Annotated in this window: 30 protein-coding genes; 11 read left to right on the top strand and 19 right to left on the bottom strand. The window is 69.3% G+C overall.

Annotation, left to right across the window (positions count from 1 at the left end; translation table 11 throughout):
- Positions 1–51: 51 nt before the first annotated feature.
- From radA to ASC65_RS15130, 5 genes are read left to right on the top strand one after another with little or no spacing between them, the layout of a single operon-like run.
- On the top strand, positions 52–1,416 hold the full coding sequence (gene radA / locus ASC65_RS15150) for a DNA repair protein RadA (RefSeq protein WP_056455161.1): 1,365 nt from the start codon (positions 52–54) through the stop codon (positions 1,414–1,416).
- 49 nt (positions 1,417–1,465) lie between these two features.
- Positions 1,466–2,059: a CvpA family protein gene (locus ASC65_RS15145; protein ID WP_056455159.1), complete on the top strand. Its 594-nt coding sequence runs from the start codon at positions 1,466–1,468 to the stop codon at positions 2,057–2,059.
- Between the two features lie 27 nt (positions 2,060–2,086).
- Positions 2,087–3,592, top strand: a complete 1,506-nt coding sequence (gene purF, locus ASC65_RS15140) for an amidophosphoribosyltransferase (protein WP_056455157.1) — start codon at positions 2,087–2,089, stop codon at positions 3,590–3,592.
- Positions 3,593–3,650: 58 nt separating this feature from the next.
- Entirely contained in the window at positions 3,651–3,995 is a 345-nt protein-coding gene (locus ASC65_RS15135) for a VOC family protein (protein ID WP_056455155.1), read from the top strand.
- A 47-nt stretch (positions 3,996–4,042) separates the two neighbouring features.
- Positions 4,043–4,795, top strand: coding sequence for an SDR family NAD(P)-dependent oxidoreductase (locus tag ASC65_RS15130; protein WP_056455153.1), 753 nt, complete (start codon positions 4,043–4,045; stop codon positions 4,793–4,795).
- Between the two features lie 52 nt (positions 4,796–4,847).
- Here the strand turns inward: ASC65_RS15130 and ASC65_RS17255 are convergent, their stop codons facing one another.
- The 9 genes from ASC65_RS17255 to ASC65_RS15090 form a co-directional block, all read right to left on the bottom strand.
- Positions 4,848–5,132: a hypothetical protein gene (locus ASC65_RS17255; RefSeq protein ID WP_156459696.1), complete on the bottom strand. Its 285-nt coding sequence runs from the start codon at positions 5,130–5,132 to the stop codon at positions 4,848–4,850.
- A 76-nt stretch (positions 5,133–5,208) separates the two neighbouring features.
- The gene (locus tag ASC65_RS15125; RefSeq protein ID WP_056455150.1) at positions 5,209–5,931 is read right to left on the bottom strand and encodes a hypothetical protein; all 723 of its coding nucleotides are present in this window, start codon (positions 5,929–5,931) and stop codon (positions 5,209–5,211) included.
- Between the two features lie 18 nt (positions 5,932–5,949).
- On the bottom strand, positions 5,950–7,572 hold the full coding sequence (gene der / locus ASC65_RS15120) for a ribosome biogenesis GTPase Der (protein ID WP_056455148.1): 1,623 nt from the start codon (positions 7,570–7,572) through the stop codon (positions 5,950–5,952).
- A gap of 32 nt (positions 7,573–7,604) precedes the next feature.
- Positions 7,605–9,026 (bottom strand): PQQ-like beta-propeller repeat protein, encoded by a 1,422-nt coding sequence (locus ASC65_RS15115; protein ID WP_056455146.1) that lies wholly within the window; start codon positions 9,024–9,026, stop codon positions 7,605–7,607.
- 23 nt (positions 9,027–9,049) lie between these two features.
- Entirely contained in the window at positions 9,050–9,808 is a 759-nt protein-coding gene (locus ASC65_RS15110) for a tetratricopeptide repeat protein (RefSeq protein WP_056455144.1), read from the bottom strand.
- Between the two features lie 79 nt (positions 9,809–9,887).
- Positions 9,888–10,724, bottom strand: a complete 837-nt coding sequence (gene panB / locus ASC65_RS15105; protein ID WP_056455142.1) for a 3-methyl-2-oxobutanoate hydroxymethyltransferase — start codon at positions 10,722–10,724, stop codon at positions 9,888–9,890.
- Between the two features lie 76 nt (positions 10,725–10,800).
- Positions 10,801–11,220, bottom strand: coding sequence for a hypothetical protein (locus ASC65_RS15100; RefSeq protein ID WP_056455140.1), 420 nt, complete (start codon positions 11,218–11,220; stop codon positions 10,801–10,803).
- Positions 11,210–11,770 carry an RNA polymerase sigma factor gene (locus ASC65_RS15095; protein WP_056455138.1) on the bottom strand — a complete coding sequence of 187 codons (561 nt, stop codon included), beginning with the start codon at positions 11,768–11,770 and terminating at the stop codon, positions 11,210–11,212. Before ASC65_RS15095 ends, ASC65_RS15100 begins: the two co-directional genes overlap by 11 nt.
- Before the next feature lie 24 nt (positions 11,771–11,794).
- Positions 11,795–12,202 carry a DUF6249 domain-containing protein gene (locus ASC65_RS15090; protein WP_056455135.1) on the bottom strand — a complete coding sequence of 136 codons (408 nt, stop codon included), beginning with the start codon at positions 12,200–12,202 and terminating at the stop codon, positions 11,795–11,797.
- A gap of 152 nt (positions 12,203–12,354) precedes the next feature.
- Here ASC65_RS15090 and ASC65_RS15085 point away from each other — a divergent pair, with 152 nt between their 5' ends.
- The gene (locus ASC65_RS15085) at positions 12,355–13,176 is read left to right on the top strand and encodes an endonuclease/exonuclease/phosphatase family protein (RefSeq protein WP_056455132.1); all 822 of its coding nucleotides are present in this window, start codon (positions 12,355–12,357) and stop codon (positions 13,174–13,176) included.
- Here the strand turns inward: ASC65_RS15085 and ASC65_RS15080 are convergent.
- The 3 genes from ASC65_RS15080 to ASC65_RS15070 are packed head-to-tail and all read right to left on the bottom strand — an operon-like array spanning position 13,163 to position 14,429.
- Positions 13,163–13,474 carry a hypothetical protein gene (locus tag ASC65_RS15080; protein WP_056455129.1) on the bottom strand — a complete coding sequence of 104 codons (312 nt, stop codon included), beginning with the start codon at positions 13,472–13,474 and terminating at the stop codon, positions 13,163–13,165. The genes ASC65_RS15085 and ASC65_RS15080 overlap by 14 nt on opposite strands.
- Positions 13,464–14,006 (bottom strand): RNA polymerase sigma factor, encoded by a 543-nt coding sequence (locus ASC65_RS15075; protein WP_056455126.1) that lies wholly within the window; start codon positions 14,004–14,006, stop codon positions 13,464–13,466. The genes ASC65_RS15080 and ASC65_RS15075 overlap by 11 nt, the downstream gene beginning before the upstream one ends.
- Positions 14,007–14,027: 21 nt before the next feature.
- Positions 14,028–14,429, bottom strand: a complete 402-nt coding sequence (locus ASC65_RS15070) for a hypothetical protein (protein ID WP_056455123.1) — start codon at positions 14,427–14,429, stop codon at positions 14,028–14,030.
- 212 nt (positions 14,430–14,641) lie between these two features.
- On the opposite strand from ASC65_RS15070, the gene ASC65_RS15065 reads away from it, so the two are divergent.
- Both ASC65_RS15065 and ASC65_RS15060 read left to right on the top strand, forming a co-directional pair.
- Positions 14,642–14,881, top strand: coding sequence for a DUF2188 domain-containing protein (locus ASC65_RS15065; RefSeq protein WP_056455118.1), 240 nt, complete (start codon positions 14,642–14,644; stop codon positions 14,879–14,881).
- 123 nt (positions 14,882–15,004) lie between these two features.
- Positions 15,005–17,251 carry a glycoside hydrolase family 3 N-terminal domain-containing protein gene (locus ASC65_RS15060; RefSeq protein ID WP_056455112.1) on the top strand — a complete coding sequence of 749 codons (2,247 nt, stop codon included), beginning with the start codon at positions 15,005–15,007 and terminating at the stop codon, positions 17,249–17,251.
- Here the strand turns inward: ASC65_RS15060 and ASC65_RS15055 are convergent.
- A complete protein-coding gene (locus ASC65_RS15055) occupies positions 17,248–17,595 on the bottom strand; it encodes an arsenate reductase (RefSeq protein WP_056455109.1) in 348 nt (115 codons plus the stop codon). The genes ASC65_RS15060 and ASC65_RS15055 overlap by 4 nt on opposite strands.
- Before the next feature lie 105 nt (positions 17,596–17,700).
- Between ASC65_RS15055 and ASC65_RS15050 the strand changes: the two genes are divergently transcribed.
- Together ASC65_RS15050 and eco are read left to right on the top strand one after the other, a co-directional pair.
- Positions 17,701–18,189 carry a VOC family protein gene (locus ASC65_RS15050; protein ID WP_056455106.1) on the top strand — a complete coding sequence of 163 codons (489 nt, stop codon included), beginning with the start codon at positions 17,701–17,703 and terminating at the stop codon, positions 18,187–18,189.
- 101 nt (positions 18,190–18,290) lie between these two features.
- Complete coding sequence (gene eco, locus ASC65_RS15045; RefSeq protein WP_056455103.1) at positions 18,291–18,788, top strand: serine protease inhibitor ecotin; 498 nt, start codon at positions 18,291–18,293, stop codon at positions 18,786–18,788.
- A gap of 33 nt (positions 18,789–18,821) precedes the next feature.
- Here the strand turns inward: eco and ASC65_RS15040 are convergent, their stop codons facing one another.
- Complete coding sequence (locus ASC65_RS15040) at positions 18,822–19,721, bottom strand: LysR family transcriptional regulator (protein ID WP_056455101.1); 900 nt, start codon at positions 19,719–19,721, stop codon at positions 18,822–18,824.
- Between the two features lie 79 nt (positions 19,722–19,800).
- Here ASC65_RS15040 and ASC65_RS15035 point away from each other — a divergent pair, with 79 nt between their 5' ends.
- The gene (locus ASC65_RS15035) at positions 19,801–20,853 is read left to right on the top strand and encodes a YeiH family protein (protein WP_056455100.1); all 1,053 of its coding nucleotides are present in this window, start codon (positions 19,801–19,803) and stop codon (positions 20,851–20,853) included.
- Here ASC65_RS15035 and ASC65_RS15030 read toward each other — a convergent pair whose 3' ends face one another.
- The 5 genes from ASC65_RS15030 to ASC65_RS15010 all read right to left on the bottom strand — a co-directional run bounded on the left by ASC65_RS15030 (position 20,854) and on the right by ASC65_RS15010 (position 25,928).
- Positions 20,854–21,087, bottom strand: coding sequence for a hypothetical protein (locus ASC65_RS15030; RefSeq protein ID WP_056455097.1), 234 nt, complete (start codon positions 21,085–21,087; stop codon positions 20,854–20,856).
- 91 nt (positions 21,088–21,178) lie between these two features.
- The gene (locus tag ASC65_RS15025) at positions 21,179–22,150 is read right to left on the bottom strand and encodes a quinone oxidoreductase family protein (RefSeq protein ID WP_056455093.1); all 972 of its coding nucleotides are present in this window, start codon (positions 22,148–22,150) and stop codon (positions 21,179–21,181) included.
- A gap of 96 nt (positions 22,151–22,246) precedes the next feature.
- Positions 22,247–23,806, bottom strand: coding sequence for a glutamine-hydrolyzing GMP synthase (gene guaA, locus ASC65_RS15020; protein ID WP_056455090.1), 1,560 nt, complete (start codon positions 23,804–23,806; stop codon positions 22,247–22,249).
- Positions 23,803–24,516, bottom strand: coding sequence for a 5'-methylthioadenosine/S-adenosylhomocysteine nucleosidase (locus ASC65_RS15015; protein WP_235561512.1), 714 nt, complete (start codon positions 24,514–24,516; stop codon positions 23,803–23,805). The genes guaA and ASC65_RS15015 overlap by 4 nt, the downstream gene beginning before the upstream one ends.
- Positions 24,513–25,928 carry an RsmB/NOP family class I SAM-dependent RNA methyltransferase gene (locus ASC65_RS15010; protein ID WP_056455088.1) on the bottom strand — a complete coding sequence of 472 codons (1,416 nt, stop codon included), beginning with the start codon at positions 25,926–25,928 and terminating at the stop codon, positions 24,513–24,515. The genes ASC65_RS15015 and ASC65_RS15010 overlap by 4 nt, the downstream gene beginning before the upstream one ends.
- Positions 25,929–25,936: the final 8 nt, after the last annotated feature.

The raw sequence follows: 25,936 nt of genomic DNA, 5'->3' as shown, positions 1-25,936 counted from the left end.
CCCTTCAGCCTCCCCCTGCCCCGTCGCGGCCGACTCCTGTAAGCCAAGCGAATGGCTAGAGACGGTGCGATCCATGTTTGTCAGTCCTGCGGGGCGGTCCACGGCAAGTGGTCGGGCCAGTGCAGCGCATGCGGGCAGTGGAACTGCATCGTCGAGGAGAGCCGCTCGGCTCCGCCGGGCGCGCTGAAGCCGGCGGCGTCCAGCCGCACGCGCGGCCTGGCCTTCGAGACCCTGCAGTCCGACAACCCCGAGCCGCCGCGCATCATCACCGGCGTGACGGAGTTCGACCGCGTCTGCGGCGGCGGCGTGGTGCCCGGCTCGGCCCTGCTGCTCAGCGGCGACCCGGGCGTCGGCAAGTCGACCCTGCTGCTGGACGTGGCCGGACGCGCGGCGCTGGCGGGCCGACGGGTGGCCTATATCTCCGGCGAAGAGGCGGTCGAGCAGATCCGCTCGCGCGCCCGCCGCATGGGGCTGGAGAAGGCGCCGGTCGAGCTGGCCTCGGCCACTGCGTTGCGCGAGATTCTCGGCACGCTGAAGCGCGAAAAATTCGACATTGTCATCGTGGACTCGATCCAGACCCTGTGGTCCGACGCCCATGAGGCCGGTCCCGGCTCGGTGACCCAGGTGCGAGCCTGCGCCAGCGAGATGGTGCGGCTAGCCAAGTCCGGCGGCCCCGCCGTCATCCTGGTCGGCCACGTCACCAAGGACGGCCAGGTCGCCGGGCCGCGGGTCGTCGAGCACATGGTCGACGCCGTGCTCAGCTTCGAAGGCGAACGCGGCTATCCCTTCCGCATTTTGCGCGCCGGCAAGAACCGCTTCGGGGCCACTGATGAGATCGGCGTCTTCGAGATGGGCGACGGCGGCCTGCGCGAGGTCGGCAATCCGTCCGCCCTGTTCCTAGGCGAGGGCAAGGAGCGCGCGTCGGGCGCCGCCGTCTTCGCCGGCATCGAAGGCTCGCGCCCCGTGCTGGTCGAGATGCAGGCGCTGGTGTCGAAGTCGGCCTACGGCACGCCGCGTCGAGCGGTCGTCGGCTGGGACACCGGCCGGCTGGCCATGGTGCTGGCGGTTCTGGAGGCGCGCTGCGGCTTCGGCTTCGGCGACCAGGACGTTTATCTGAATGTCGCCGGCGGCCTGCGCATCAATGAGCCGGCGGCGGACCTGGCGGCGGCGGCGGCGCTGATCAGCTCGGCCACCGACGTGCCCCTGCCCCAGGGCTGCGTGGTATTCGGCGAGATCAGTCTGTCGGGCGAGGTGCGCGCCGTCGGTCGCGCCGAAGCACGCCTGCGCGAAGCCCAGAAACTCGGCTTCGACCAGGCCCTGTGCCCGCCCCTGTCGGCCAAGGGCAAGGGCGTGACGGCGACGACGGTCAACCGACTAAGCGAAGCCGTCGATCGAATCTCGCAAAACAGGTATTGATGTCGGGGACAGTTACGCTTCCCCGACAATCCGTCATTATCGGATCTGCATGACCGGCTTCGACGTCATCGCCATCCTGGTCATCCTCGGCTCGGCCGCCGCCGGCTGGGTGCGCGGCGGCACGCGCGAGATCATCACCCTGTTCAGCTTCGTGGTGGCGGCCTTCCTGGCCCTGGTCACCCTGCCCCTGACGGCCAGGCTGGGCCGGGCGCTGGTCGATCCCGACTGGGCCGGTTCGATCTCGGCGGCGGTCGTCGCCTTCCTCGTCATCTATTTCGGCATGCGGCTGTTCGGGCAGATCCTGTCCAAGCGCGCCCAGGCCCATCCGCGCCTCGGCGGCGTCGACCGCATCGTCGGCATCTTCGTCGGCGCGGCCCGTTCGCTGCTGCTGCTGGGGGCCATCCACCTGGTCGTGGTCGCCGCCATGCCGGGCGACAAGACCCCGACCTGGCTGCGCGATGCCACGGTGCGCCCGGTCACCGCCGCGGCCGCCCGCGCGATCCAGTTCATCCTGCCCGGCATCGGCCGGGGCGCCGACGCCCTGACGCCGGTGGTCGCTTCGTCCGTAAGCAAAGGATTTTCCGACGAAGAAGCCTTGCCCCCGACGCAATCCGAGCCTACGTCCCGCCGCGCCGCACCCTAGTAGATTCTCGGTCATCGGAGCCCCACGATGTCCCACCTGATCGCCGATCCCGTCGTTCACCGCGAGCATTGGCGTGACGCCGATGACGACGCCCTGCGCCTCGAGTGCGGGGTCTGCGGAGTCTGGGGCGCCGAGCCCGACGCCGCCTCCTCGATCGTCGCCCTGGGCCTGCACGCCCTACAGCATCGCGGCCAGGAAGCCTGCGGCATCGCCAGCGTCCACGACGCCCGCTTCCACACCGAGCGTCATATGGGCCTGGTCGGCGAAGCCTTCGGCGGCGCGGATCTGTCGGAGCGCATGCCCGGCTCGGCTGCGGTCGGCCATACCCGCTACTCCACCGCCGGCGGCAGCTTCCTGCGCAACATCCAGCCGATGTTCGCGGATCTGGACTCGGGCGGCATCGCCATCGCCCATAACGGCAACCTGACCAACTTCCTGTACCTGCGGAACCAGCTGGTCGGCGAAGGGGCCATCTTCCAGTCGACCTCGGACTCGGAAGTCATCCTCCACCTCATCGCCCGCAGCCGGAAGGCCAAGATCGTCGATCGCTTCATCGACGCCGTCGGCCGGATCGAGGGCGGTTACGCCCTGGTCTGCCAGACGCGCTCCAAGATGATCGGCGCCCGCGACCCGCTGGGCATCCGCCCGCTGGTGCTCGGCAAGCTGGGCGACGCCTGGGTCATGGCGTCGGAGACCTGCGCCCTGGACACCATCGGCGCGACCTTCGTCCGCGACGTCGAGCACGGCGAGGTCATCGTCATCGACCACGAGGGCCTGCTGTCGCTGAAGCCCTTCCCGACCCGCGCCGCCCGCCCCTGCCTGTTCGAATACGTCTACTTCTCGCGCCCGGACAGCGTGGTGAACGGCAAGTCGGTCTATGACGTGCGCAAACGCATGGGCCGCGGCCTGGCGCGTGAACATGCTGTCGAGGCCGATGTCATCGTGCCGGTGCCGGACTCCGGCGTCCCGGCCGCCCTGGGCTACGCCCAGGAAAGCGGCATTCCCTACGAGATGGGCATCATCCGCAGCCACTATCTGGGCCGGACCTTCATCCAGCCGAGCCAGGGCGCGCGCCAGAAGGGCGTGCGCATGAAGCACAGCCCGAACCGTTCGGTCATCGAGGGCAAGCGCGTCGTGCTGATCGACGACTCGATCGTCCGCGGCACGACCTCGGTGAAACTGGTGCGCGCGGTCCGCGCCGCCGGCGCCAAGGAAGTTCACCTGCGCTCGGCATCGCCGCCGATCCTGTACCCGGACTTCTACGGCATCGACATGCCGGAGCGCGATCAGCTGATCGCCGCCAACAAGACCCTGGAAGAGATGCGCGCCTATCTGGAGGTCGACTCGCTCGGCTTCCTGTCGGTCGATGGCCTGTACGAGGCCATGGAGGCCGGGCCGCGCGATCCGAAGAACCCGCAGTTCACGGACCACTACTTCACCGGCGAATACCCGACCCGCCTGCTGGATCGCGAGATCGAGGAAGGCGGCCGCGAGGTGGCCGCGCGGCAACTTTCGCTGCTGGTGAGCGCTTAGGGCGAACCCGGCCGGTCGCGCCAAGCGTCCGGCAGGTCTTCGCCAACGGAAAGCGCGGATGATTCAGCTCGGCTACTTCACGATCGACACCCCTGACATCGACAAGGCCCGCGCCTTCTACGGCGGGCTGTTCGGCTGGCGCTTCGACGAGGCGGCCTCGAGCCCGACCTATGCCCATGTCGCTGACAGCGACCCATCCTTCGGCTTCACCAAGGTCGAGCGCGCCAAGGAATTCCAGCACCTGTATTTCCGCGTCGAGGATGTCGACGCCCTGTGCAAGCGGGTGGCCGAGCTCGGCGGCAAGGCGGCCGCGCCTTCGGAGACGCCATCGGGCCGGACGGTGGTCGTCGCCGACGACCAGGGCGTCAGCTTCAGCCTGTGGCAGCCTGCCCCGGGTTTCTGAGCCGGTTTCGCTTTCGGCGAACGTAGCGGCGCGCTATCAGGCCCGCCATGACCGACCTCCCCCTGAAAGACCGCATCGCCCTCGTCGTCGGGGCCTCGCGCGGCATCGGCTATGAGAGCGCACTGGCCCTCGCCAAGGCCGGAGCCCATGTCATCGCCACCGCTCGAACCCAAGGGGGACTGGAGGAGCTGGACGACGCGATCTTCGCCGCCACCGGCCAGCACGCCACCCTGATCCCGTTCGACCTGGTCGACGGCGGCGCGATCGACCGCATGGGCGGGGCCATCTTCGAACGCTTCGGCCGGCTGGACATCTGGGTGCAGGCGGCCGCGACCATGGGCGCCGAGGGCCTGACCCCGGTCAGCCACGCCGACCCGCGCGGCTTCGCCAAGATCGAGAAGACCAACTTCACCGCCGTCTACCGCCTGATCCGTTCGCTGGAGCCGCTGCTGAACAGCTCGAGCGCCGGCCGCGTCATCCACTTCACCACCAGCGTCGCCAGCGCTCCGAAGGCGTTCTGGGGCGCCTATGCGGCGACCAAGGCGGGCGCCGAGGCGCTGATGAAATGCTGGGCCGACGAGATCGAATCCACGGCGATGCGCGTCGCCATCGTGAATCCCGGCCGGATGCGCACCCAGATGCGCGCCCAGGCCTATCCGGGCGAGGATCCGCAGGACGTCGTACATCCCTCGGCCATCGGTCCGCTGGTGGTCGAACTGGCCCGCGGCGACCTGCAGCCGCCGCTGGAGGTCAGCTTCAAGGAGTGGAGCGGCCAACCGGGGGCGTCCGCGCTGATCTAGCTGCCTGGCGGATAGACCAGCGGGGCGCGCCACCTGCAGCCGCAGCTGGAGACTACCGCGGCATCGTCGGGTCGACAGGGACGTTCGGAGCGACGTCACGCAGGTATTCGCCGGCCTCCTGGCGATCTGCATCGGTCCGGCGCTCGCTTCGGCACACACGGCGGCGCAGCACCGAGCCCGTCGGCGCACGCTCGCGGCAGACGAGGGTTTCGCCCTGACGATTGCGCGCCGGTGCAGCGGGCTGGACGGTCTCGCTCTCCGGGGCAGAGACGCCCGGAGCCGAACTTCCCTGAGGTGCTGCCTGCAAGGCCAGCGAAGCAATCAGAACAACCAGCATGGGGACCCCTCCATCTCGCATGCCACTGTGTGCGAAGTACGCTCCGGTTGCAAACCGGCCGCGCCTGCACGCAGGCTCAGGCGGTCTGAAGCTCTGGTTTCAGCGACACCCAGGTCCCGAGGGCAGCGGCCGCCAAGGTCCCGTCCGCGGCGTGCAGGGCCGTCCCGACCGTATGCTTGCGGCCGTCCGAGGCGATCGGCCAGCCGGTCACGATGATCGGCTCGCCGGCACGGACCGGAGCGTGCAGGACGACGCCGAGGCGGCCGAGGACAGCCTTGCCGGCCCGGTCCTGGACGGCGAAGTAGCCGGGGCAGTCCAGGGCCGCCCAGATGAACTCATCCCGGATATGCCCATCCACGCCGGCAAGACCCTCATCGGGGGTCCAGACGGCCGCGACACGGCCCGAGCCGTCATCAAGCGGGCCGGTGAAGATGCGCAGGCCGTCCGCCGGTGCGCGCTCAGGTCCGCAGACGAAGCAGCCGGGGAAAATGTGCTTGTGGAAGCCGGTGAACCGCCGCGCCGCGGCCTCTGCATCCTGAAGCGAAGGCGGCGACGGGACGTCGACGGACACCGGGACGGCGTTGGCGGTCGCCAGTTGCTCGTCGCCGAACCACAGGGTCGCGCCGCGGCCGGCGACCTCGAGACCCAGCGTCTCGTCGAGCGGGGGCGGCGCTTGCAGGGTGACGACGCAGTTCGAGCCGCCGAGCCCGCCCGCCAGCAGGCCGGCGACATAGCCCCCGTTGCCGCTATTCGGCGGACCACGAAAACGAGGCGCGATGCGGAGGACGCTGCTCGTCACGGCGCGCCCTCCCCGGCCCTATTTCTTCGGCGCGTGTTTCTGGCCGGTGCGGATCCGGCCTGAACGCGAGACCTGCCGGGCTCCGCCACGGGCGCCCTTCTGGACCGCCACCGAGGAGCCGGCCTTCTTGGAGGCGCTGCTCTTGAGGCCGCTGACCGGCTTCACCTTGCCCTTGCCGGCCTTCTTCTGCTCCAGCGCCTTGCCGGGCAGGTTGGACAGCATCTCGGCGCGCTCGGCCTTCTTGATGACGCGGCGCGGCGCGGTCTTGGCGTCGCCCTTGTAGCGCTCGGGGCCCGACTTGGAGCCGCCCGGCGCATAGGGGTTCTCGCTGCCCGACTTGACGATCAGGCGGATCGGCGTGCCCTTCAGGTCGAAGCTCTCGCGCAGGCCGTTGACCAGGTAGCGCTTGTACTGCTCCGGCATGGCCTCGGCGCGGCTGGCCATCAGCACGAACGTCGGCGGGCGGGCCTTGGTCTGGGCCATGTATTTGGGCTTGATCCGCTTGCCGTCGACGGCGGGCGGCGGGTGCCTCTGGGTGGCCAGGGACAGCCAGGTGTTGAGGTCCTTGGTCTTGACCTTCACCGACCAGGTCTCGTGCGCCTTGAGCACCGCCGGCATCAGCCGTTCGACGCCGCGGCCGCTGTGCGACGACAGGGCCACGAAGGGCGAGCCCTTCAACTGGGGCAGCTTGTCCTCGGCCATCTGGCTGAGCTTGGCCAGACGGGCCTGGGGCTCGGTCTCGAGGTCCCATTTGGCGGCGACATATACCAGGGCGCGGCCTTCGCGCTCGACCAGGTCGGCGAGCTGCAGGTCCTGGGTGTCGAAGGCGTCGTCCTTGTCCATGACCAGGACCACGACCTCGGCGAAGGTGATCGCGCGAATCGTGTCGGCGACCGACAGCTTCTCCAGCTTCTCCTGCACCCGGGCCTTGCGGCGCATGCCGGCGGTGTCGACCAGACGGATGTTCTGACCTTCGTACTCCCAGTCGACCGAGATCGAGTCGCGGGTGATGCCGGCCTCAGGGCCGGTCAGCATGCGGTCTTCGCCGATCAGGCGGTTGATCAGGGTCGATTTGCCGGCATTGGGGCGGCCGATGATGGCGATGCGGATCGGCTTGTCCGGCTCGTCCACCTCTTCGACGAAGATGTCGACCGAAGCGGCGACGATGGCGGCGTAGAGGTCGGCCATGCCCTCGCCGTGCTCGGCGGAGACGGCCACGGGTTCGCCGAAGCCCAGAGCATAAGCCTCGCCGATGCCGCCGCCGCTTTCGCGGCTCTCGGACTTGTTGGCCAGCAGGATGACCGGCTTGGTCACGCGACGCAGGCGATCCGCGAAGATCCGGTCCAGCTGGGTCACGCCCTCGCGGGCGTCCATCATGAACAGGATCAGCTCGGCGTCGTCGATCGCGGCCTCGGTCTGCTCGCGCATACGGGCTTCGAGGCTTTCGTCGGTGACGTCCTCGTAGCCGGCGGTGTCGATCAGGGTCAGGTCCATGTCCCCGATGTTCCCGTCCGCATAGCGACGGTCACGGGTCACGCCCGGGCGATCATCGACCAGCGCAAGGCGCTTGCCGACGAGGCGGTTGAATAGTGTCGACTTGCCCACGTTCGGGCGGCCGACGATGGCGACTTTGAGAGCCATGTCGGCCTTCTAACGCAGTTCGGGCGACTAAGTCAGCGAATGCTGATCAGTTGGCCCTGATCGGTGAGCACATAAAGCGCGCCGTTGTAGGCGGCCGGGGCGAGATAGACAGGGCCGCCGAGCTTGAGCGAGGCGGTCTGCTGGCCGGTCTTGGGGTCGAAGGCGACCAGTTCGCCGTCCGAATTGGTCAGCACCAGACGGCCCGAGGCCATCATCGGGCCCGACCATTCCGGGCGCACGGTGCGGTCCCAAAGCCCGAACACGCCGCCTTCCTGGCGCTCACGGCCCTCATTGAGGTCGTGGGTCCAGTAGACTTGGCCGGTTTCACGGTTGACCACGGTCAGCTCGCCGTTCTTGGAGACGACATAGACGACGTCGCCGACCGGCAGCGGAGCGTTCACGCCGGCGACCGGCAGCTGCCACTTCGGCTGACCGGTGCGGACGTCGATGGCCGACATCACCCCGGAGTGGCCGACGGCGTAGACGACGCCGCGGCTGACCACCGGGCGGCCGGCGATGTCGCGGATTTCGGACAGGGCGCTGGTGCGGCTGGTGCGCGACAGCACCTGCTGCCACACCGGCTGGCCGGTCGAGGCGCGCAGGGCGACGAGTTCACCCGACGAGAACGGCACGACGACCGTCTCGCCCGTCACCGCCGGGCTGGAGGCGCGCATGATCCGCGCCGGCTCGGGGATGCCGCGGTAAGCCCAGGCCTGGCGACCCGTATTCACGTCGAAGGCGAAAATCTGGTTCTCGACATCGACGACATAGACGCGCGAACCGGCGACGGTCGGAGCGCCGTGGATCGGCACGTCGACCGGGGTGGTCCACAGGACCGCGCCCGAAGCCTGATCGATAGCGCTCACGCTGCGATAGCCGGAGGCGACGAAGACCTTGCCGCCGCCGACAGCCACGCCGCCGCCGAAGCCGCCGCCGCTCTCGCCGCCGGTGATCGGAATGCCGAGCACGCGACGACCGCGATCATTCTCGGCGCGCTTCAGATCAACCTTCCAGGCGACAGCGCCCGTGCCGGAGTCGACCGCGGTGACGTTGGCCTCGCCGTCCATGACGAAGACACGGCCGTTGTCGGCCACCACCGGCGCCATGATTTGGCGGGTGCGCGACGAGCCGGAGCCGACATCGCGCTTCCAGGCGATGGCGAATTCCGGGGCCGCGATCACGTGCTCGACCGAGTTCTCGGCGGTGCCGCCCGGCTGGGTCCAGGACACGGCCGCCTGCGGGCCGGGGATGAAGAAGTCACGGCCGCTGAGCGCCGCGGCGGGCGCGAGCTGCTGCTCGAACTCCAGCACCGAGATGCGCTCGCCGGCGCTGGCGGTGGCTTGGGGCTTGTCCCCGCCCCCGAGGCCGAACGGCAACGCCTGACGGACGCTGCTGCAGGACGCGAGGGTGGCGGCGACACCGCACAACAGGGCGACTTTGAACGCGCGATTCATGGAGGACGTCCTGAAAGCGTGGATCACGGGCGGGCCGCCGCGGCGGGCGCGGCGGTCGGAGCCGCCGGAGCGGCCTGGGCGCGGGCGGCGGCCTCAGCCTCGCCCGCGGCGCGGGTGATGGCGGCGAGGTTGCCGGCCGTGCCGGAGTCGATCGAAGCGATCGCGAGGTCAGCGCGCTGGCTGACGATCTGCGGCGTATCGAGCGCGTTCTTGAGCACCACCAGGGCCTCGCGGGCCTCGGCGGCCTTGCCGTGCTGCAGCTGGGCCATGGCCAGGGCTTCGCGGGCGAAGGCGCTGTAGGGGCGCTTCGCGTCGGTCAGCGGCTCGAGGCGCTTGGTGATGTCTTCAAGGTTGGCGGTGTCCATCACCAGCCAGGCGGCTTTCAGGGCGGCGGCGTCGGCGATGATCGGATCGCGGGTGGCGCGCGCGGCTTCGTCAAGAAGCGCGACGGCGCCGGGAATGTCGTTGGCCTGCAGCTTCAGGCCGGCGCGCTGTTGCAGCGCCAGGGCCTTATAGGCGCCGTTGCCTTCCTTGGCGGCTTGCACGAAGGCGGCGTCGGCGCCGACCGCATTGCTGGCCTCGAGCGATTCGAGGCCGCGCTGGTAAGCGATCGAGCCCTTGTCGGCCTTCGCCGTCTGCCACGACTGCCAGCCCCACCAAGACAGGGCGGCGATCAGCGCGACCAGCAGAACACCGCCCACGACGGGCAGCCAGGTGCGGGCCAGGCGCTTGTATCGATCGGAGCGAAGCTCCTCCTCGACCTGATCGAAGACATCAACCACGGAAATATCGCCCCAGAAGTCGCAGAAAATCCAACCGGCCGGACCCTAGAGGCTCGTTTCCCCCGCCGCAACGCGGCCGTTACGGTGAAACCGGCTTTTTCGAGAAGTAGGTCTCGACTTCGGCAGGAAAACGGCGGGCCCGCACGTCTGCGGCATAGGTCGCAGCGGCGCGGCCGATCTCGCCGCGCAGGTCGGCGTAGCGGCGCACGAACTTGGGCGTCCATTCGAACAGGCCCAGCATGTCGGACACGACGAGGATCTGCCCGTCGCAGCCGGACGAGGCGCCGATGCCGATGGTCGGCTTGTCGATGGCGTCGGTGATCTCGCGGGCCAGACCTTCCGCCACGCCTTCCACCACCACCGCAAAGGCCCCGGCGTCAGCGGAGGCCTCAGCCTCGGCGAGGACGCGCAGGCGTTCCTCGTCGGTCCGCCCCTTGGCCTTGAAGCCGCCCTCGGTCAGCACCGCCTGGGGCCGCAGGCCGACGTGGCCCATCACCGGAATGCCGCGCTGGACCAGGTAGGCGATGGTTTCGGCGACAGTCGGGCCGCTTTCCAGCTTCACGCCCTGGGCCCCGGTCTCCTTCATGACGCGAGCGCAATTCTCGTAGGCCTGCTCCTTGCCGCCCTCGTACGAGCCGAACGGCATGTCGATGACGACCATGGCCCGCTTCGAGCCGCGCATGACCGCCTGGCCGTGCAGAATCATCATCTCGAGCGTGACGCCGACCGTGTTGGGCAGGCCGTGCACAGCCATGCCGACGCTGTCGCCGACCAGCAGCAGGTCGCAGTGATCGTCCAGAATGGCGGCGGTGGGGGCGTCATAGGCGGTCAGGCAGACGATGGGCTCCCCACCCTTGCGCGCCCGGATGTCCGGGGCGGCGATTCGGCGGACGACTTCCTGCTTCTGGCTGGACATGACGGCTCTCCTGTTCGGAGCCCTAGATAGGGGCGCGAGACCGGCCCGTCATCCTTTCGAACGACGGGCCGCGAACTCAGGCGTCCTGCGACAGCTTCATCACGCCGCCGGCGGCGATGGCGATCAGGGCGGCCGCGGCGATCCAGAACAGTTGCATGCTGCTCATGGAGCCGAACTCGACATGGGCCAGGCCGGCCTGTTCAAGGCCCGACTGGACGCTGCTCTGGAGGTTGAACGACGCCGACTGGAGCCCCTGACCGAGGGCGTCCTTGGCCACGACGCCCTCGCGGGCGCCGAGGTCGATGTCGACCGTCATGGTTTCGCGGATGGCCACCGCGCCGCCGATGACGCCCGCCAGCGACAGGGCGAGGAAGCGGATCCGCGAACCCTTCTGCAGGCGCTGCTCGACCTGGGCGGTGAACAGCGGCGCGTCGGGCATGGCGGGGGTGCGCGAGAACAGCCGCTCGACGAAGGGATCGAATTCGTCAGCCGACATGCTGCGATCTCCCCAAGGGCTGTGCGGGCTCCGGTTGAAGCCGCGCGCGGAGTTTATCCAAACCACGTTTGACATGAGATTTCACCGTGCCGAGTGGCAAATTCAGGGCCGTGGCGATCTCGGGATGCGCCATGCCCGCCCCGTGACAGAGAGACACGCAGAGCCGTTCGACCTCGCTGAGCGCCTTGAGCGCTTCGTCGAGATCGACCAGGCCCGCTTGGTCGGTCTGGGGAGCGACATCTTCGCTTTCGACTTCAGCGACATAGCGGGCCTCCTTGGCGACACGCTTAATGTAGAGCCGGGCGGCGATGCGCTTGACCCAGGCGGCGAAGGTCCCCTCGCCACGGAACTCCGCGCAGCGCTGGAAGGCCTGGATGAAGGCGTCCTGAGCGATGTCGTCGGCGAGCGAGGGCTGGGCCCCCATACGGCGGAGCAGGGCCCGGACCGCCGAACCGTGGCGACGGACCAGCTCCCCGAACTCCCGACGTCCGCCCGCCGCCGCAAGGGCGGCGAGCTCGACATCGTGCCGGTCGACCAGAGGTTGGGTCATGATCAGCTCCTGCCAGACCCGGACCTACTCCTTGTTCTTGTTGAAGAAGCTCAGGACCAGATAGGCGAGGCCGATGGTGATCGGGATAGCCGCCAGGCCCATCAGGCCGTTGTCGACATTGCCGCCCCAGTCGTCGTGGTGGCCCCAGCCGGAGGTGCTGATCAGCGAGAAGGCCACCATGCCGATGCCGACCGCCAGCCAGATGATGCCGCGGCGAATGTCGCGGGTCCGCGAAGGCAGGTTCTTCTGGACGTCCTTCGTCAGGGCGTCGATGACCTCGGGCGGCATGTCCTGGCCCTTGTCGATGGCGCGGCGGACGGTCTCCTGGACCTCGCGGCGCTCCCTCGAGCGCAGGTAGGTCGGACCGAAGAAGATGGCGACGATCGTGCCGAAGAAGGCGACGATTGCGACGACCGGAATGAATTCTTCCATTGGGAAATCCCCTCTCTTGTGAAGCCGAGCCTGATGCTTCGACCTTCTGACGACAAGAGGCGACGGCGCGCCCGTACGGATGCGTTCGGACGGGTGAAACTTTCGTAAGGCGGATGAAACCGGTTACATCGCCCCGAACAGAGGATTCGCCCATGATCGATCGTCGCCTGCTGCTGGCCGGACTCGCCGCCGCCCCCCTCGCCGCCCCGCTCGCGGGCTGCACCACTACGGCGAAGCAGGGCGCGAAGGCCCCGCTGCGGCTGGCGACCTTTAACATCTGGCACAACCAGGGAAACTGGGCCGCCCGCCTGCCGCTGATCGTCGCCGAGCTGAAGGCCCAGGACGCCGACGTCATCGCCCTGCAGGAGGTGCTGGAGGACGCAGCGGTCGGCCTGCCGAACCAGGCCGTGACCATCGCCGAGGCCCTGGGCGGCTATGAGGTGCATTTCGTCTCGACCGATCCCGAGGACAGCGGCCGTCGCTACGGCAACGCCATCCTGAGCCGCCTGCCCCTTCTCGCCCACGACACCCGCAAGCTGGCGCCGCTGGACGACTACCGCACCGCGATCCGGGCGCGGGTCGATTTCCACGGCCGGGCCATCGACGTGGTCTGCACCCACCTGGCCTGGAAGCCCGAGCAGGCTCCGACGCGGGCGCAACAGATCGCCGACCTGCTGGCCTGGCTGCCGCAGGACGGCGCGCCACTGATCATCATGGGCGACTTCAACGCTGTGCAGGAAGATGCGGGACTGGCCGTGCTGACCAGCGACCGCTTCTTCAGCGTTCTGCCACGGGGCTCGGCGCCGACCACGCTGAATCCGGCCAAGGGCCACCAGCCGCGCGTGATCGACCACATCTTCGCCGAGGCGGCCTATTTCTCGCCGGTGAGCGGCGTCGTCTTCGCCACCGATATGACGGGCGGCGAACACCCGTCGGATCACTTCGGCGTGGCGGGGGCCGTCAGCCTGCGCTGAAGCGGCGCGAGACCCGGCGCGACAGCTGCAGGGCGCTGAAACCTGCGACCGAGGCGATCGCCAGAATCGAGGCGAGCGGGCCGATGACCGCGGCCAGGCCCTGCGACAGCGGGTGGATCATCGGCTGAAGAGCCCACAGCAGGGCGGCGGAGGCGATCGCCCAGGGCGTCAGGGCGAGGACGGTCAACCACGCCCGGCGCGCCGCGATGCGTCCGGCAACGAGCGTCTGGAAGCCGTAATCGCGCGCCGGCGGGGCGTCGGCGGCGAACAGGGCGGCGAGTTTCTGTTCAGGCGTCATGGTCAGGCCCTCCGAGCGCTTTGAGCAGCCGCGCCCGGCCACGCGCAACATGGGACTTCACGGTGCCCAGCGGCAAGTCCAGCGCCAGGGCGGCCTCGCCGTGCGACCAACCGTCGGCCAGGCACAGGGCCACGCAAGCCCGGACGTCGGCGGGCAAGTCGGCCATGGCGTCGACAAGGGCCAGCTTCTCCTCCGGCGACACTCCGGCCGGCAGTTGGATGCTTTCCAGCCAGACCGAGTCGCGCGCCGCGCCCCGGCGCGATGAGCGGATCCGGTCCTGGGCCTTGCGCCAGGCGATGCCGCACAGCCACGGTCGGACCCCAGCCGGGTCCTTGAGCGACCGCAGCGAACGCCAGGCGGCCAGGAAGGCGTCCTGGGCCACGTCGTCCGCCTCGGCCCAGCCCCCGCCCAGCGTCCGGCGCAGGAAGGCCCGCACCGGCGCCTGGTGTCGTTCGACCAGCCGCGAAAAGGCCGCGTCCGAGCCGGCGAGCGCGCGGCCCACCAGTTCGGCGTCGGTCTGCAATCCCCCCATGCCCTGCGCCCCGGACCCGCATCACTTCCGCAAGCGGCGGCCGGACAGCAAAGCAGTGACCAGGCAGGCCAGGCACAAGCCGGCGAGGACGAAGGTGACGATCACCAGCCCCGGGCCCGAGCCGTACATGTCCGTGTAGGCGCCGTAGCCGAACCCGACCGCCATGACCGCGAACAGAACGACGCTGAACCACAGGCCGTCGTTGTTGTCCTTCCTGGCGTCTATCGTCACCGAGACTTCGTTCTCCGGCTCAAGCAACTTCAGCAGGGCCGCAGGCGGCTCCTGCCCCTTTTCCGCATAGGTGCGGATCAGCTTCAGCGTGTCCTGCTGGCGCTTGTAGTTCAGCAGGCTGTTGAAGGCGCCGGCGATCAGGAAGCCGACCGGGAAAATCAGCCACCAGAAGTCGCGAAACAGTTCTTCCATCGTCGTTCACCCCTTGCGCGCCGAGCCCGTCGCCCTGCGCTTTCATAGGGTAGTCGTCGCCCCCCGGGCCAGCGGATGCAGGGCGAAGAGATTTTTCGGCGAGACCGCGAGTCCGCGAGCGTACGCCGCAAACTGCAACTGGCTGGCCGTCGCCGCGTTCGTACCGCAGCGGTTGGCGGGACCCTTCCCTGCCCTTCTCCCGGAGACGGCTCATGGTCCAGATCACCTATCGCATCGTCGAGCACGACGGCGGATGGGCCTACAGGCTTGGCGATACCTATTCGGAGACCTATCCGAACCACGACTCGGCGCGCGCCGCCGCAGCGGCCGCCGCGCGGGAACAGAAGGTCCCGGACGAGGACGCCCTGATCGAGTATGCGGACACCACCGGACGTTGGGTCACCGAGCGCGCGGACGGGCATGATCGGCCCGAAGTCGAGGTCGAAGGCTAGGCTCGCAACGGGTTGTGATTTTTTCGGGGTAGGCGGGGCCCGCCTTGACGGTTTAGTCCTGCCCGACTCTCGTTGGAACCGGTTACAATGCAGCATGCCTCATTCTCTGCACCCTCCCGTCGCATGCTTCTGCTCGGTGGCGTCATGATCGCCGGAATGATGACCGCACCGCGAATCGCGGCCGCCAAGGCCGAAGCCAACCTCGAACGCGTCAACGCGCTGATCGCGCGCATGACCATTGAGGAAAAGGCTGGACAGCTGAACCTGCAGAACGATCCGTTCCGGTGGCGCCCAGAAGGCGTGAACCCCGGCGACGCTCTGAACACGGACCAGGCCCAGACCGCCGCCGACATCAAGGCCGGCCGGATCGGGGCCCTGTTCAACGGCGTCGGCGCCGCCACCACCCGGCTGGTGCAGGACATGGCGGTCAAGGAAAGCCGCCTGGGCATTCCGCTGCTGTTCGCCGCCGACATCATCCACGGCCTGAAGACCACCTTCCCCGTGCCGCTGGGCGAAACCGCCAGTTGGGATCTCGACCTGGCCGAACGCACGGCGCGCGCCGCAGCCGTCGAGGGCGGCGCGGCGGGCGTGCACCAGACCTATGCGCCGATGGTCGACGTGGCTCGCGACCAGCGTTGGGGCCGCGTGGTCGAGGGCGCCGGCGAGGACGTGCTCCTCAACCGCCTGTTCGCCATCGCGCGGACCAAGGGCTTCCAGGGCGACGACCTGAAGGACTGGTCGTCCCTGCTGGCCTGTCCGAAACATTTCGCCGCCTACGGCGCCGCCGAAGCAGGCATGGACTACAATTCGACCGACATGAGCGAGCTGGAGCTGCGCTCGGTCTATCTGCCGCCGTTCAAGGCCGCCTTCGACGCCGGCGCGCTGTCGACGATGAGCGCCTTCAACGACCTGAACGGCGTGCCCGCCAGCGGCAACAAGTGGCTGCTGACCGACATCCTGCGCGGCGAGTGGGGCTTCGCGGGCTTCGTCGTCTCCGACTACACCTCCGAGCAGGAGCTGATCGCCCACGGCTTCGCCGCCGACGGCCGCGACGCGGCCCGCATCGCCCTGATGGCCGGCGTCGACATGTCGATGAAGAGTGGCCTGTACATGGAGCACATCCCCGACCTCGTGGCCTCGGGTGACGTGCCGATCGAGCGCGTCGACGAGGCGGTGCGCCGCGTGCTGATGACCAAGGCCGCTCTGGGCCTGTTCGAGAACCCCTACCGCGGCGCGGACGTGCGCACCGAGCGTCGCGTCCATGGCAGCCGCGAGCACCTCGCTTTGGCCCGCGAGGCCGGGCGCAAGTCGATCGTCATGCTCAAGAACGACGGCGATCTGCTGCCTCTGCCCAAGACCGGCAAGACATACGCCCTGATCGGGCCGTTCGGCGCGGATTCGGCCGACCTGTTCGGTCCTTGGTCGATCTTCAAGGACACCAAGCTGGCCGTCTCGCTGGAGCAAGGCCTGCGCTCGGCGCTGGGCGCCGGCGCCAGCCTGACGGTGACCAAGGGTTCGGACGTGGAAGCCCCGATCGCCGGCGGCATCGAGGCGGCCGTGGCTGCCGCCCAGGCGGCCGACGTGGTGCTGCTGGCCGTGGGCGAGTCGACCGAGATGTCGGCAGAATCCAAATCCCGTGTCGACATCGGCATCCCGGCCGCCCAGTTGGCCCTGGCCGAGGCCGTGGCGGCCACCGGCAAGCCGGTCGTCGTGATCCTGCGTAACGGCCGCGGCATGGAGCTGGCGGGCGCGGTCAAGGACGCCCCTGCCTTGCTGGTCACCTGGTTCCTCGGCTCGGAGACCGGCAACGCCGTCGCTGACGTGCTGTTCGGCGACCACGCCCCGACCGGCCGCCTGCCGGTCAGCTTCCCGCACCGCTCGGGCCAGTCGCCGTTCTACTACGCGCACAAGGCCACCGGCCGGCCGTCGAAGCCGACCGATCGCGAGTTCACCTCGAAATTCCGCGAGGTCCCGCACACGGCCCTCTACCCGTTCGGCCACGGCCTGACCTATGCGCCGGTCAGCTATTCGCCGGTGCGGCTGTCGGCGGACGCCATGGCCTGGAACGGCGAACTGACCGCAAGCGTCACCCTGACCAACGGCGGGACGCGCGAGGCGTCGGAGGTGGTGCAGCTCTACATCCGCGACCGCACCGCCTCGATCACCCAGCCCGTCCGCCTGCTGCGCCACTTCAAGCGCGTGACGGTCCCGGCCGGCGGCTCGGTCGAGGTAGCGCTGCCGCTGAAGTTCGAGGACCTGCTGTTCCTCGGCCAGGACCTGAAGCCGACCGTGGAGCCGGGCCTGTTCGACGTCTGGCTGTCGCCCGACGCCCAGGCCGGCGAACCGGTCCAGTTTACGCTGAACCGCTAGGCGAAGGCCGCTTCGTACAGATCAGGTTTGAAGCCGACGAGCGTCCGGTCGCCGAGATCGAGCACCGGACGCTTGATCATCGACGGCTGGGCCAGCATCAGGCCGATCGCCTTGTCGGCGTCGAGCCCCTGCTTCTCGGCGTCCGGCAGGGCGCGGAAGGTCGTGCCGGCGCGGTTCAGCACCGTCTCCCAGCCGTGCGCCGCGACCCACTTCTCAAGACTGGCGCGGCCGATGCCGGCCTTCTTGTAGTCATGGAAGTCGAAGGCGACGCCGTGCTGGTCCAGCCAGACGCGGGCCTTCTTGACGGTGTCGCAGTTGGGGATGCCGTAGAGGGTGTGGGTCATGGGGCCTGTCTGCCCATCGCGCCCGGGAACCGCAAGCCGGAGGCGGCGTTTGCATTTAACCTTTCGGTTTAATGGTCTCAAGAGACCACGAGAAGGAGCCCACCTATGCCCGTCGCCGCCAAGATCGTCCCCTGCCTGTGGTTCGACAAACAGGCCGAGGAGGCCGCTGAGTTCTATGTCTCGCTGTTCCCGGACTCGCGCATCGACGGGGTCGACCGCGCGCCATCCGACTATCCCGCCGGCAAGGAGGGCGACGTCCTGCTGGTCCAGTTCACCCTGGCCGGCAGCCCCTTCACCGCCCTGAACGGCGGCGACTATTTCAAGTTCACCGAGGCGGTCTCCTTCCAGATCGACTGCGCCGACCAGGCCGAATGCGACCGCTACACCAACGCCCTGTCGGCCGTGCCCGAGGCGGAGCAGTGCGGCTGGGTCAAGGACCGCTACGGCCTGTCGTGGCAGATCGTGCCGACGATGATGACCGAGATCCTGTCCGATCCCGACCGGGCCAAGGCCAAGCGGGTGTTCGACGCCATGATGGACATGAAGCGGCTCGACATCGCCGCCCTGGAGGCGGCTGCGCGCGGCGAGGGCTGAGGGTTCGACCGGGCCTCGCTCTGCGGGATACGCCCGATCATACGGCCGCGCCAACCGTTCTAGGGTCTGACGGCGGGGGACAGACGCGAAAGGCCCGGTCCATGACCCGACTCCTCGCCTCCCACCTCGCCGCAAGCCTCGCCTTTGGGGCCGCCATCGTCGCCCTTTCCGGATCGTGCGCCGACGCCCAGTCCGGTCAGGACGACATGGCCGCCTTCCCCGCCGCCCGCGAGGGCGAGACGCGGCACGTGATCCGTCTTGAGCCGGGCCGAGACGAGGACGCCATGCGTGTCAGCGTCATCGTCGGCCGGACCCAATGGGTCGACTGTAACCGGGTGATCTTCTCGACACACCTTGAGGAGCGCACGGCCGAGGGCTGGGGCTTCAACTACTACGTCGTGACTGGCGGTGGTCCGGCCGCCTCGACCATGATGGCCTGTCCTGACACCCAGAAGACCCAGCAGTTCGTGCGCAGCGCGGACGAGCCGATGCTCCGTTACAACAGCCGCCTGCCGCTGGTGGTCTATGCGCCGAACGAGCTGGAAGTGCGCTACCGGATCTGGCGCGCGGGGCCGGAACAGACCCCCGGGGATCGCTAGGCAGCGAGCGACAACGGCGCCGCCGACGCGAGTTCAAGCCTGGTCGAGTCCGTCCGGGGCCGTGATCAGCTGGGCGAAGATCTCTCCAGCCCGACTGCGGTATCGCTCGGCGTGGCGCAGCAGGCGGTAGGGGCGTTCGGCCAGACCGAAGGGCGCGACGACGACGCGGCCGGCGTCGATGGCGGCGCGGGCGACGCTCTCCGACAGGGCCGTTGCGCCCGCCCCGGCTTCGGCGGCGGCCAGGACCGACTCGTTCGACGGCAGGGTCATGGCGACGGGCAGCTCGGCGGGATCGACGCCCGCCTCGCGAACGGCCTCCTCCAACGTCGAGCGGGTGCCGGAGCCGACCTCGCGCATGACCCAGGGTGACGACGGCAGGTCTTTGGCGGCCAGGGCCCGCCGATCCGCCCACGGGTGATCGGGGGCGACGATCACCGCCAGCCGGTCCGAGCCGATGCGGGTCTGGACCAGGGCGGGGGCGTCGACGTCCCCTTCGACCAGACCGATCTCGGCCACGCCGTTCAACACAGCATCCGCCGCTTCGCGCGTGTTGCCGATCTCGACCTGCAGCTCCACGCCCGGATGAGCGGCGTGGAAGGCCACCAGGCGGCGCGGCAGCCAGTAGCTGGCGATGGTCTGGCTGGCGAAGATGGTCACCCGTCCACGGCGCAGGGCGCTCATGTCGGCCAGGACGGCGTCGGCGGCGGCAGCCCGGGCAAGGACGGCGCGCGCCTCGGGCACGAAGGCGCGGCCCATCTCGTTCAGCGCCACGCCGCGTCCGACCCGGTCGAACAGGCGCACCCCGTGCTCGGCCTCCAGGGCGGCGATGGCGTTAGAGACGGCCGACTGAGTCAAGTTCAGCGCCCGCGCCGCCGAGGTCACATGCTCCCGCTCGGCCACGGCGACGAAGATGCGTAGGCGCTCAAGAGTCATGAACGATCTCCAAATCGGATCAATCCTAGCACAATTATCCGTTGGACCCACATCCTCGGACGGGCTCATCAGTCCACGGATGAGCGCCGCTCCCTCCTCTGTCCCGTCGCCCCCCGTTGCGTCCCTCACGGCGATCGGCCGCTCGCTGCTGCCGGGGCTGCTGCTGTGCGCGGCGGTGACGGTCGCGGCCCTCTGCCTGACCAGTCTGGAGCGCAGCCTGATCGGCGAGGTCTGGTTGGAGCCCCTGGTGGTCGCCATCCTGCTCGGCGCTGCGATCCGCACGGTCTGGACGCCGGGCGCCCGGTTCAAGGCCGGCGTCGGCTTCAGCGCCCGGACGCTGCTGGAGATCGCCGTCGTCCTTCTCGGCGCCTCGGTCAGCGCCGAGGTGCTGGCCTCTCTGGGGCTGGGAATGATCGGCGGCATCTTCGCCCTCGTCGCCCTGGTCATCGTCATCGGCTTCGGCGTCGGGCGGATGCTGGGGCTTAACCCGCGCATGGCTCTGCTGGTCGCCTGCGGCAACGCCATCTGCGGCAACTCCGCCATCGCCGCCATCGCGCCCGTAATCGACGCCGACGGCGAGGACATCGCCGCCTCGATCGCCTTCACGGCGGTGTTGGGCGTTGTCGTCGTCCTGACCCTGCCGCTGCTCGGCGCCCTGCTGTCGATGACCGAGACCCAATACGGCGTCCTGGCCGGCCTGACCGTCTATGCGGTGCCCCAGGTCCTGGCGGCCGCCGCCCCGTTCGGCGCCTTGGCCACCCAGACCGGGACCGTAGTCAAGCTGGTGCGGGTGCTGATGCTGGGACCGGTGATCCTGGGCCTGTCGCTGGTCTTCCGGGACCGCGCGCCCGGCGCTGCTAAGCCGGGCCTGTCGCGTCTGTTGCCCTGGTTCATCGTCGGCTTTCTCGTGATGGTCGCGCTGCGCTCGCTGGACCTGATTCCGCCGGCCATCCTGCCCACGCTCGCCGCCGCCTCCGGCCTGCTGACCGTCATTTCGATGGCCGCCCTCGGTCTTCAGACCGATATTCGCGCCGTCGCCCGCGCCGGCGGCCGCACGGTCGGCGCAGTTCTCCTGTCGCTTGCGGCGCTGGCCCTGCTCAGCCTCGGCCTGATCCGGCTGCTGGGGATCTGATCAAGCGGCTTCGTCCCAGAGCGCCAGCGGTTCTGCGGCGAAGCCCAGGGCGGGATTGGACAGGACGGAGACCGGCCGCTCGCCCTCATACAGGGCGATGGTCTCGAACCCGGGCCAGTTGGCGGCCAGGGCCTCGAGTTCGCGCTTCGCATCGGCGTCTGACTCAGCCGAAAGCGCGGCGATCTCCCGGTACGGTGCGCCCGGCAGATTCACGATGCAGAAGTAGGAAGTCACGCGCCCGCTCCGAAACTGAGCGGCGAGAACGGCGACGGCCCGCCCGGGTTCCGCCGCGACCCGCGGTCGATCGTGCGTGCGTCCTTCGGTCCTAGGGCAGAAGGATCGAAGACCCCCGGGCGCGGCGACTTTCCAGGGTCTCGTGGGCCTTGCGCACCTCCGCCAGGGGAAAGCGCGCGCCGATCTCGACCGTCACAACCCCGCGCTCGATGACGTCGAACAGGGCGGCGGCGCTCGCGTCCAACTCCACCTCGGTGGCGACGTAGTCCCCGAGCGTCGGCCGGGTCAGGTAGAGCGACCCCGCCTGGCTCAATCGAAGGGGCGAAACAGGTGGAACAGGGCCGGACGCATTACCGAAGCTGACGAGGCAGCCGCGCCGGCTCAGGGATGCCAGCGAGGCCTCGAACGTGGCCGCCCCGACGGAATCGTAGACGACGGGCACGCCTTCGCCTGCGGTCAGTTCGCGGACCCGGGCGGCGACGTCCTCCTCACGATACTGAATGACCTCCGCGCAGCCGACGGAGCGGGCGAAAGCCGCCTTCTCCGGCGATCCGGCCGTGCCGATCACCCGCGCGCCGAGCGAGACCGCCCACTGGGACAGCAGGGTGCCGACGCCGCCGGCCGCCGCATGCACCAGGATGGTCATCCCCGCTTCAACGCGAAACGTCCGCCGCACCAGGTATTCGGCCGTCATGCCCTTCAGCATGGACGCGGCCGCGACCTCGAAGGACACGCGCTCAGGGACCCTGACAGTGCGATCCGCCCGCACCACATGCGCCTCGGCATAGGCGCCGGGCGGGCCGCTGGCGTAGGCGACGCGGTCGCCCGTCGCGAACCGCGTCACCCCGGGCCCCACGGCCTCGACGACGCCCGCCGCCTCCTGCCCGAGTCCGCCCGGAAGCGGGATCGAATAGAGGCCGCTGCGCTGGTAGATCTCGATGAAGTTGAGCCCGATCGCGTGGTGCCGGACCCGGATTTCGCCTGGGCCGGGCTCGGGCGTCTCGACCTCGACGAGGCGCAACACCTCCGGCCCGCCGGTCTCGGATATGCGGACGGCTTGCATGGCGTGCTCCTGCGGCCAGAGCCCGCGACGCGCAGGCGTAACCGCTAGAAGGGAATGGGACGCTCGATCCGCAAGACGATCAGCAGCTGGCCGCGCTTATTCCCACTCGATCGTGCCAGGGGGCTTCGAGGTCACGTCATAGACCACGCGGTTGACGCCGCGGACCTCGTTGATGATCCGGGTGGCGGTCTTGGCCAGGACATCCCAGGGGAACTGGAAGAAGTCGGCGGTCATGCCGTCGGTCGAGGTGACGGCGCGCAGGGCCAGCACCTTCTCATAGGTGCGCGCGTCGCCCATGACGCCGACCGTCTTGACCGGCAGCAGCACGGCGAAGGCCTGCCAGATCTGGTCGTAGAGGCCGGCGTTGCGGATCTCTTCCAAGTAGATGGCGTCGGCGTCCTGCAGGGTGGCGACGGCCTCCGGAGTGATCTCGCCGGGGATGCGGATGGCCAGGCCGGGCCCTGGAAACGGGTGGCGGCCCACGAAGGCGTCGGTCAGACCCAGCTCGCGGCCCAGGGCGCGGACCTCGTCCTTGAACAGTTCGCGCAGCGGCTCGACCAGCTTCAGCTTCATATAGTCCGGCAGGCCGCCGACGTTGTGGTGACTCTTGATCACGTGGGCCTTGCCGCTCGACGACGACACGCTCTCGATCACGTCGGGATAAAGGGTGCCCTGAGCGAGGAACTCGGCGCCCTCGATCTTGGCGGCTTCGCGGTCGAAGACCTCGATGAAGACCCGGCCGATGGTTTTGCGCTTGGTTTCGGGGTCCGACTGGCCCGCCAGCTCGCCAAGGAATTCCTTAGACGCATCAACGTGGATCAGCGGGATGTTGTAGTGCTCCCGGAAGAGCGTGGTGACCTGCTTGGCCTCGTCCTTGCGCAGCAGGCCGGTGTCGACGAAGACGCAGGTCAGCTGGTCGCCGATGGCCTCGTGGATCAGCACCGCGGCGACGGAGGAGTCGACGCCGCCCGACAGGCCGCAGATGACCTTGGCCGAACCGACCTGGGCGCGGATCTGGGCGATCTTTTCATCGCGATAGGCGGCCATGGTCCAGTCACCCGACAGGCCGGCGATCCGGTGGGTGAAGTTCTTCAGCATGGTCGCGCCGCGCGGGGTGTGCATCACCTCCGGGTGGAACTGAACGCCATAGAACCGACGGGTCTCGTCGGCGATCACCGCATAGGGCGAGCCGGGCGAGGAGGCGACGACGTCGAAGCCCTCGGGAATGGCGACGATCTTGTCGCCATGGCTCATCCAGACCGTCTCTTCCTCGCCGATAGGGGCCAGGTCGGCCAGCAGGGGTGAGTCCTTTTCGATGGTGATCTCGGCGCGGCCGAACTCGCGGGAGTGGCCGCCCTCGACCTTGCCGCCGAGCTGTTCGCACAGGGTCATCTCGCCATAGCAAATGCCGAGCACCGGCACGCCCGCCTCGAACACGCCCTGCGGCGCCCGGGGACTGCCCTCCTCGTGCACGCTCTCAGGGCCGCCCGACAGAATGATCGCCGCCGGACGCATCGCCGCCAGCGCCGCCTCGGCCTTATCGAACGGGTGGATCTCGCAATAGACGCTCGCCTCGCGCAGACGCCGGGCGATCAGCTGGGTCACCTGGCTGCCGAAGTCTACGATCAGCACGGACTGGTGGTTGGCGGCGGTCATGGGCGTTCCAGATTCGGGGCAATCGGGGAATGGGCGGGGTCTTGAAGCTTCGGGCCGCCCGGATCAAGGGCGGCGAGGCCTTGGGTCGTCAGGACCTCGGCGAGGCGATCCATGGCCTCGGCCAGATTGACGTCCACGTGATGCAGGGTGGAGGTCCAGTCCTCCAGCTTCGTCAGTTCGGAGCGGCCGTCGCTGACGCCACGCAGGGCCACAAGGGGCGTGCCGAAGGTCTGGGCGGCGCGCAGCAGGGCGAAGGTCTCCATGTCGACCATGTCGGCGTCGATGGCGTCATAGGCGGCTCCGGAGACCACGTTCGCGCCGGTCGACAAGCGGGCCGTGGGCAGGCCAGGCACGGGGCAAGGCAGGCTCATGACCGGCGGCAGGTCGAGCAGCGGCGTGACGCCCTTCTCAAAGCCGAGGACGCTGGCGTCCATGTCGCGATAGGCGACCGAGGCGACCTGGTAGACGGCCGCGTGCTCGAGATCGCGCGAGCCGCAGGAGCCGAGCGAGACGATCAGGTCCGGCGGATGGCCGGCCGCCTCCAGCCGGGCCAGGGTCGCCGACAGGGCGACGGCCGCCTCGACCGGGCCGACGCCGGTGATCAGGGGCTGGATGCGCGCGCGGAGCGCCGGGCCGTACTCGGCCGGCGCCGCCATCACGCAGAGGACGGAAAGGTCGCCGTAGGTCTGGAGGGACCAGCTCCCGTTCACGCCGTCCTCTCGTAGACGGCGGCGAAGAAGCCGTCGGTGTTGGTGGAGGCCGGGGACAGCCGCAGGCGATGACCCGAAGCGACCTCGGCCAGCCGGGCCCGGGCGGCGTCCGTGAGCGTCGGGGACGACATCAGGTCGGCGATCGCCACCGGGCGGAAGCCCGGGTGCGCCGCTTCGAAGGCCTCGGTCGTGGCCTCGTTCTCGCGGCTCAGCATCGAGCAGGTGACATAGACTAGGCGTCCGCCCGGCTTCACCAGCTGAACGGCCTGTTCGAGGATGCGCAACTGCAGGGCGTGCAGGCGTTCGACCTCGTCGGCCTTGAGCCGCCAGGCGTCCTCGGGACGGCGGCGCCAGGTGCCGGAGCCGCTGCAGGGCGCGTCGACGAAGACCAGGTCGGCCTTGCCGTTGACGTCCTCGACCCCGCCGCCATTCTGGCCGAGCAGGCGCAGGTCGGCCGCGACGCCGGCGCGGGCGAGGCGCGGACGGATGTTGTCGAGCCGCTTCTGGACTACGTCGCAGGCGATCAGCGTCATGCCCGAGGTCAGTTCGGCCTTCGGGGCGCCGCCTGCGCCCTCGTCGCCGCCTGTGGGCGACCAGCCGGCCGGCTTCGCAGCCGGCTTCGCGCCGGCCTTGGCGACCGGCAGGGCCTGGGCGGCCAGGGCCAGGGTCTTGCCCCCGCCGCCGGCGCAATAATCGACGACGATGCTGTCCGGCCTGAAGTCGAGACCAGCCCCGGCCAGCCAGGTGACGATCTGGCTGCCCTCGTCCTGGATTTCGATCCAGCCCGCCTTGAAGGCGTCCTGGGCCTGGACGTTCGGCGGCGGCTCGGACGGCAGGCGCAGGCCCCAGGTCGAGAAGGGTGTCGGCTCCGGCGCCAGGCCGGCGGCGGTCAATTCGGTGCGGACGGCGTCCACCGATGCCCGGGCGCTGTTGACGCGCAGGTCGATCGGGGCGCGCGGGGCCATCAGCTCGCGGGCCTCTTCGGTCCAGCGCTCGCCGTAGGTCGCCTTGAAGTCCTCGACCACAAACTCGGGCAGGCCGGCGGCTGCCCAGCCGGGCAAGTCGCCCTCGCCGGCCGTAATGCGGGCGCGCTCCTGCTTGGACAGCGGGCGCGGGCCGTAGCCTTCGCCCGAGTGCAGGGCCTCGATCTCTTCCAGCGACAGGCCGTCGATCAGGCTCAGCGAGCCGATGACCAGGGCCCGGCCGTCCTCGCGGCCGCCCATGGCCCAGACCAAACGACCGCGGGCGCGCAGCACGCGGTAGACGCGGTCGGCGACGGCGCGACGATCCTTGGATCCGGCGTAGCGATTGGTCTGTCCCCAGGCCTTGAGAACGACTTCGGCCGGAGCGCGGCCCTGGGCGATGCTGTCCAGGACGGAGGCGGCGGCGGCGAGGCGGGCGGCTGGGGTCAATTCAACTC

Source organism: Brevundimonas sp. Root1279 (assembly GCF_001425945.1).
Classification (GTDB): Bacteria; Pseudomonadota; Alphaproteobacteria; order Caulobacterales; family Caulobacteraceae; genus Brevundimonas.
The sequence above is the reverse complement of the archived record's forward strand: the minus strand, read 5'-3'. Positions and strand labels throughout refer to the sequence as shown.